General features: G+C 68.3%; 5 protein-coding genes. 4 read left to right on the top strand and 1 reads right to left on the bottom strand.

The window, feature by feature from the left end; translation table 11 throughout:
* The first annotated feature begins 58 nt into the window (after positions 1-58).
* The 3 genes from ACIRGA_RS26890 (at position 59) to ACIRGA_RS26900 (ending at position 4,401) form a co-directional block, all read left to right on the top strand.
* Positions 59-1,189: an LLM class flavin-dependent oxidoreductase gene (locus tag ACIRGA_RS26890; protein WP_400945698.1), complete on the top strand. Its 1,131-nt coding sequence runs from the start codon at positions 59-61 to the stop codon at positions 1,187-1,189.
* A 436-nt stretch (positions 1,190-1,625) separates the two neighbouring features.
* A complete protein-coding gene (locus tag ACIRGA_RS26895; protein WP_400945700.1) occupies positions 1,626-2,879 on the top strand; it encodes an MFS transporter in 1,254 nt (417 codons plus the stop codon).
* Between the two features lie 202 nt (positions 2,880-3,081).
* On the top strand, positions 3,082-4,401 hold the full coding sequence (locus ACIRGA_RS26900; RefSeq protein ID WP_400945702.1) for a GGDEF domain-containing protein: 1,320 nt from the start codon (positions 3,082-3,084) through the stop codon (positions 4,399-4,401).
* Here ACIRGA_RS26900 and ACIRGA_RS26905 read toward each other — a convergent pair.
* Positions 4,398-4,979, bottom strand: coding sequence for a TetR/AcrR family transcriptional regulator (locus ACIRGA_RS26905; RefSeq protein ID WP_400945838.1), 582 nt, complete (start codon positions 4,977-4,979; stop codon positions 4,398-4,400). The genes ACIRGA_RS26900 and ACIRGA_RS26905 overlap by 4 nt on opposite strands.
* Before the next feature lie 134 nt (positions 4,980-5,113).
* Between ACIRGA_RS26905 and ACIRGA_RS26910 the strand changes: the two genes are divergently transcribed.
* A complete protein-coding gene (locus tag ACIRGA_RS26910) occupies positions 5,114-6,340 on the top strand; it encodes a lipase family protein (protein WP_400945704.1) in 1,227 nt (408 codons plus the stop codon).
* Positions 6,341-6,496: the final 156 nt, after the last annotated feature.

The following is a 6,496-nucleotide window of genomic DNA, read 5'->3' on the forward strand; positions in this document are numbered from 1 at the left end:
CGGCGAGGAATCGACGCGTACTCGTCGGGAAGGGGGACACGGACGAGAGGGACGGACGATGCCGGTCGAATTCCTGGGTATCGGAGGCACCAACGACGGTTCGGAGACACAGCCGCGCTCGGGCGGCGTCTTCGACAAGGACTACACACTGCGCCTCGCGCGGGCACACGAGGAATTCGGCTGGGACCGGGTGCTGTTCGCGTACGGCTCCAGCGGTCCGGATCCGGCGCAGGCGGCCGCGTACGTCGCGGCGAAGCTCGACAAGCTCCAGATCCTGCTGGCGCACCGGCCGAACGTCTCGTACCCGACCTTCGCCGCGAAGACGTTCGCCACGCTGGACCAGCTCTCGGACGGGAAGCTCACGGTCCACTTCATCACCGGCGGCAGCGATCACGAGCAACAGCGCGAAGGCGACTACCTCACCAAGGACGAGCGCTATTCGCGCACTCGCGAGTACATCCAGATCGTGAAGCAGGCTTGGACATCCGAAGAGCCTTTCGATCACGAAGGCGAGCACTACCGCTTCGCCGACTTCGTCCTCGATGTCCGTCCTGTGCAACAGCCACGTCCTGGCGTCTCCTTCGGCGGCTCGTCTCCGGCGGCCTACGCGGCGGGAGGGGCCGAAGCGGACATCTTCTGCCTCTGGGGCGAGCCCCTCGCGCAGACCGCCGAGCAGATCGAGTCGGTCAAGGCCGCGGCGAAGGCCGCCGGGCGGACCGACGTCCCGCGGATCCAGGTCGCGTTCCGCCCGATCATCGCGCCGACTGAGGAACTCGCCTGGGAGAAGGCGTATCGCACGGTCGACGCGATCAAGGCCCGGACCGCCGGAGGCAGGCAGCTGACCCGGCGGCATTCGCTCACGAGCCCGGAGAACACCGGCTCGCAGCGGCTCCTCGCGGTCGCGGCCGAGGGCGAACGGTTCGACCGGGCGCTGTGGACGCCGACGGCGGCCGCGACCGGCGGCGCCGGCAACTCCAACGCCCTGGTCGGCACGCCCGAAACCGTCGCGCAGGCCCTGCTCGACTACTACGACCTCGGCGTCGACATCCTCTCCGCACGCGGTTACGACATGCTCGGCGACACCATCGACTTCGGCCGTCACGTCATCCCGATCGTGCGGGAAGAGGTCGCCAAACGCGACGCGGCGAAGGCGGCCTCGGCGCGCGAGGTACTCGCCGTCGACGGCTGAGCGTTCACTCCACCGGATGGCCGAGAAGTCATCCATTCGGCGGACGGCACCGACCGTCGTCGATCCGTCCGGCCGTCGCTGAGCGGAGTCGAAACGCGTTCGCCCCCAGGCGGCTCGGGGATAGGCGCGGGCCGTCGTCGCGACGCGGCATCCCCGGCCCGGGTGACGCCGTCCTGTGCGCTTCTTCCCGGCGAAAAGCCCGAAACGACTCAAAAGCGCTGGCCTGGACCGCGATACCGGTCACCGGGACATCTTCGCGGGCGATCGTTCCTCCACGAAAAAGATCTCCAACTCCAGAAACCCGGCGAAAGAACCTAGCCAATCACCAACAGTCAGGAGACACTTACGTGAACGAATGACGCTTCGTGACGAGCTCGTGACCGCGTTACTCTCGGTCACGAGTTTGTCGCGTAATAAGGACCCTATTGGGGGCAACATGGCTTCGGCCGGACGGGTCACTTACCGAGAGGTGTTCGGTGTAGCCGAGTTCCGTTCGCTCTGGTTCGCCGAGCTGTTCTCGATCTTCGGTGATCAACTCGCCAGGGTCGCCCTGTCCGTCCTCGTCTTCACCGAAACCCGCTCCGCGACCCTGACCGGTCTCACCTACGCGCTGACCTACGCGCCGTCGCTGCTCGGCGGCATCTTCCTCACCGGGTTCGCGGACCGGTTCCCCCGGCGGACCGTGATGGTGGTCGTCGACCTGCTGCGGGCCTTGCTGATCGCGCTGGTCGCGGTCCCGGTACTGCCGTTCTGGGTCCTGTGCGTCCTCGTCGGCGCCGTCTCGCTGCTGAATCCGCCGTTCAAGGCGGCCCAGCTGGCTCTGCTGCCGCAGATCCTCGAAGGCGACCGGTTCGTCGTCGGCATGGCGATCCGCAGCATGACCGTCCAATCCGCGCAGCTGGCGGGCTTCGCCGGCGGCGGGCTCCTGCTGACCGCGCTCGAACCCCATATCGCCCTCGCGCTGGACGCGGTCACCTTCGTGATCTCGGCGGTGTTCGTCCGGCTCGGGCTGAAATCGCGTCCGGCCGCGGCGTCCGGCGAGAAGCGCAAGTCGTTCTTCGCGTCGATCGGCTCGGGCGGGAAGATCGTCTTCGCCAGCTCGGGGCTGCGCTCCTTGCTGCTGTTCACCTGGCTGATGGGCCTGCTGCCGGTGTACGAGGGCATCGCGGCGCCCTACGTCGCCTCGTCGGGCGGCGGCCCCGAGGTCATCGGCCTGCTGCTGGCCGCCGACCCGATCGGCAGCGTGATCGGGGCGTTCATCTACTCGCGCTGGGTGCCGGCGCACGTCAGACCGAAACTGATCGGGCCGCTTTCGGCGCTGACCGCGCTCCCGCTGCTGCTGTGCTTCCTGCAGCCGGGCCCGCTGTCGTCGATCGTGTTGTTCGTCTTCTGCGGCGGCTTCGGCACGGTGGCGCTGATGCAGGCGACCGCGTCACTGACGCTGGCCGTGCCGGACGAGAGCCGGGCACAGGTGATGGGGCTGTCGAACACCGGATTGACCACGACGATGGGCGTGAGTCCCCTGATCGGCGGCATCCTGGCGGACCAGGTCGGCCCTCAGTCGACCGTCGGCGTCTTCGGGCTTGCGGGATTGGTGCTGACCGTCCCGCTCGCGTTGAGCTGGTTCCGGACCCTCAGCCGCGACCCGGAAAAGTGGCAGGAAAAAGACGCCGCACGCGCAGAACATTGAGGTGTTCCACGCGCCGGCCCGATCGCGCGGACGTCTGGCGCGCGCCCCAGTTCACTGATCCCTACCGGCCATCGCTGGCACCTTTCCCTCGACCTCTCAGAGAAAAGTACACACCTAGGGAGCTTGTCGACAGCCCGCAAGTCGGTAGAAGCTGTGCGTAAGTAGGGGGTTTCGGAGAATGACGCAAGAGTCAGGGGGAAAGATGATCACATCGGAGGAACGCGCTGGACATCGTTCGGCTCTCACGGTAGCGACGTGGGAGCTGTGGAAGAGGCCTGCGAACTGGATCGCCTACACCGGGCTGTCCGTCGCGACGATGCTGGCACTGACGGGGGTCTTCGCCGCATCCATCGCCATCACGTCTTCGCAGGTCCTGCTGTGTTTCCTGCTCGCCGGACTCGCCATCGCGCACACCGAGGCGACCCGCCGGATCGAACGCCAGCGGCGCAGCATGAGCGTCACCCCGCATATCAACATGACCTCGGTCTGGGTGCTTCCGGGCGCGATCCTGCTTCCGCCGCAGTTGACCGCGCTTCTCGTAACCGTGATCTATCTTCACCTCGGATACCGCAGCTGGGCGGGCCTTCGCACGGTCAACCCCCACCGAACTGTGGCGAACGCCACATCGATGACGCTGACCGCGTTCGCCGCTTGGGCGGCCGTGCAGATCGTCGGAGCCGACACGGCGTCGGTGACGTCGATCTGCGCCGCGAGCCTCGCCTTCTTCCTGATGAACGCCGTCTTCACCGGCACCGGCCTGTACTTCGCGGCACCCAAGAAGGCGACCGTCCAGACGCTCCTCGGCTCTTGGGACGACAACATCCTCGAAGCCTCGACGGTCTGCATCGGCGCGCTCGTGCTCGCCGTCCTGCCGCATCAGCCGGTGCTGGTGCTGCTCGTGTTCCTGCCGCTGTACCTGCTGCAGCGTTCGGTGCTGATCAAGCAGCTGGAGCAGCTCGCCACCACCGACCAGAAGACCCAGCTGCTCAACGCCACGACCTGGCAGCAGGGCGCCGTCCGCGAGGTCTCCCGCGCCGAGCGCGAGAACGGCCAGTTCGGCGCGCTGATGATCGACCTCGACCACTTCAAGAGCATCAACGACACCTACGGCCACCTGGCGGGCGACGACGTGCTCAAGGGCGTCGCGGCGCTGGTCAAGTCCGAAACCCGGACGCAGGACCTCGCCGGCCGCTTCGGCGGTGAGGAGTTCGTCGTGCTCCTGACCTCGTCTTCGAAGCAGGAGTCCGTCGCGGTCGCCGAGCGGATCCGGCAGCGGATCAGCGAAATGGTCATCAAGACCCAGGACAACGAGGGCAACGCCGTGGTCATCGAGCAGCGGACGGCATCGGTCGGCGTCGCGACGTTCCCGCTCGACGGCCGCACGATCGACGAGGTCATGGCCTCGGCCGACGCCTCCGTCTACGCGGCGAAACGCAACGGCCGCAACCGGGTCGTCTCGTCGCCCGACCTGGCTTCGGTAGCCGAGGAAGCTGGGATGCCGCTGAAGGCCGTCGCGGCTTAGCGCAGTCTTTCCATCACGTCGGCGGCCGCGGTCCGAAGGCGGACGACGCCGCCGACGGTGAACTCGGTGAGCAGGTCGATGAGCGCGTCCGCGTCGGGCGGCTCACCGTCCCAGCTCGCCTGGACGAGTGCCTCGGTCATCGCGAAGAACAGCGTGACCAGTGCCTTGTCCGCGCGGCCGGAGTCGACGCCGTGGCGTGCCCAGCGCTGGCGGCTCGCTTCGGTGTAGACGCCCGCCAGCCGTTCCCGAAGGCGGGTGAGGGCCGGTTCGCCCATGCGCTCCGCCTCGCGCAGGACGGGGAACGCGTCGGGATTCGCCGCGACGAAGGCGAACATGTTGGCGTAGTTGGCGCGGGCCCAAGACCGGAGTTCGGGCTGGGAGAGGTCGAGGGCGGGCGCGCCGATCGCCTCGAAGGCGCGCTCCTCGATATCCGCCACGACCTGGGCGAACAACGTCGTGCGATCGCCGAACTGCTCGTAGACGGCCTGGCGCGACACGCCCGCGCGCCGGGCGATCTGCTCGATCGTCGCGGCCTGCGCGCCGTGCACCGCGAAGACCCCGGCGGCCGAACTCAGCACCCGTGCGCGTTGCTCGCCGATCGGGAGTTTGCGGGGTCTCCCTCGCGGCGCCGGGCTTGACATTGTGCGCCACCTCACTGACTCTCTTTTTCGACACGTCTGTCGAAAATGTTTGTGCTCAACGAGGAGCAAGCATGCGTCCAGGATCCCGGCGCGGTGTGTCCGCCGCCGTCTCAGCGGCCACCATCGCGGCCCTGCTGACCTTCGGGGCACCGCAGGCCGGCGCCGCCCCGTCCTTCTACGATCCCCCGTCGCCACTGCCCGCGGGTGCTCCCGGCGACATCATCCGGCACGAACCGTCCACGTTCTACGTCGATCCGGTGAAACTCATCAAGGCCGACGCGGACGTCCAGCGGATCATGTACCGCAGCACCGACACCCACGGCAAAGCCAACGCCGTGACCGGCACCGTCCTCACGCCGAAGAAGGCGTGGACCGGCGCGGGCGAACGGCCGGTCATCGGCTACGCGGCCGGGACGCAGGGCGTCGGCGACCAGTGCGCGCCGTCGAAAGCCCTCTCGGCGGGCATGGAGTACGAAGGCCCCTTCATCGCCGGACTGCTGCTTCGCGGCTACGGCGTCGTCGTCACCGACTACGAAGGCCTCGGCACTCCCGGCGTCCACACGTACGTCAACCGCGTCGCGGAGGGCAACGCCGTCCTCGACTCGATCCGCGCGGCGCAGCGCCTGCCCGAAGCGAACCTGCCGGACAACGGCCCGGTCGCGACCGCGGGCTACTCGCAGGGCGGCGGGGCGTCGGCGTCGGCCGCCGAACTGCAACCGTCCTACGCGCCCGAGCTCAAGCTGAAAGGCTCGTACGCGGGCGCCGTCCCGGCCGACCTGGCCGAGGTGGGCAAGAACATCGACGGGCACTACGCCTTCGGGTTCCTCGGATTCACGCTGGTCAGCATGGACGCGGCGTACCCGGAGCTGAACATCCCGGCCGTGCTGAACGCGAAGGGCGCCGAGGCGTTCGAGAAGGTCAAGCAGGAGTGCACCGCCGACGCGATCTTCGCGCACGCGTTCACCCAGTCGAAGGACCTGACCAAGGACGGCAGGCCGCTGACCGCGTACCTCGGCGAAGAGCCGTACAAGACGCGAGTCGGCGAGCAGCTCATCGGAGCGCGGAAGCCAGGCGCGCCGACGCTGGTCGTCCACAGTGCTCTCGACGACATCGTCCCCTATGCGCAGGGGCGGACCATGGCGCGCTCGTGGTGCGCGAAGGGCGCGAAGGTGCAGTTCTCGACTTCGCTGGTTCCGACGCACGTCGGCGGGGCGATCCGGGCCTTCCCGGAGGCTTTCGCCTGGCTTGAGGGCCGCTTCGCGGGGCTGCCGGCCGTCGGGAACTGCGGGCTGTTCTAGGGGCTCGTGAGTGGTAAGGACGGTTCTATTGAGGGGTAAGTCAAACGTGGCATGGTCGGTGCGGGTGGGGGGGGGGGGGGGGGGGGGGGGGGGGGGTGGGGGTGTGGGGGGGGGAGGGGGCGGCGGGGGGGGGGGGCCGGGGGGAGATGAGAGAGT

It is taken from the genome of Amycolatopsis sp. NPDC102389, assembly GCF_044765885.1.
Classification (GTDB): Bacteria; Actinomycetota; Actinomycetes; order Mycobacteriales; family Pseudonocardiaceae; genus Amycolatopsis.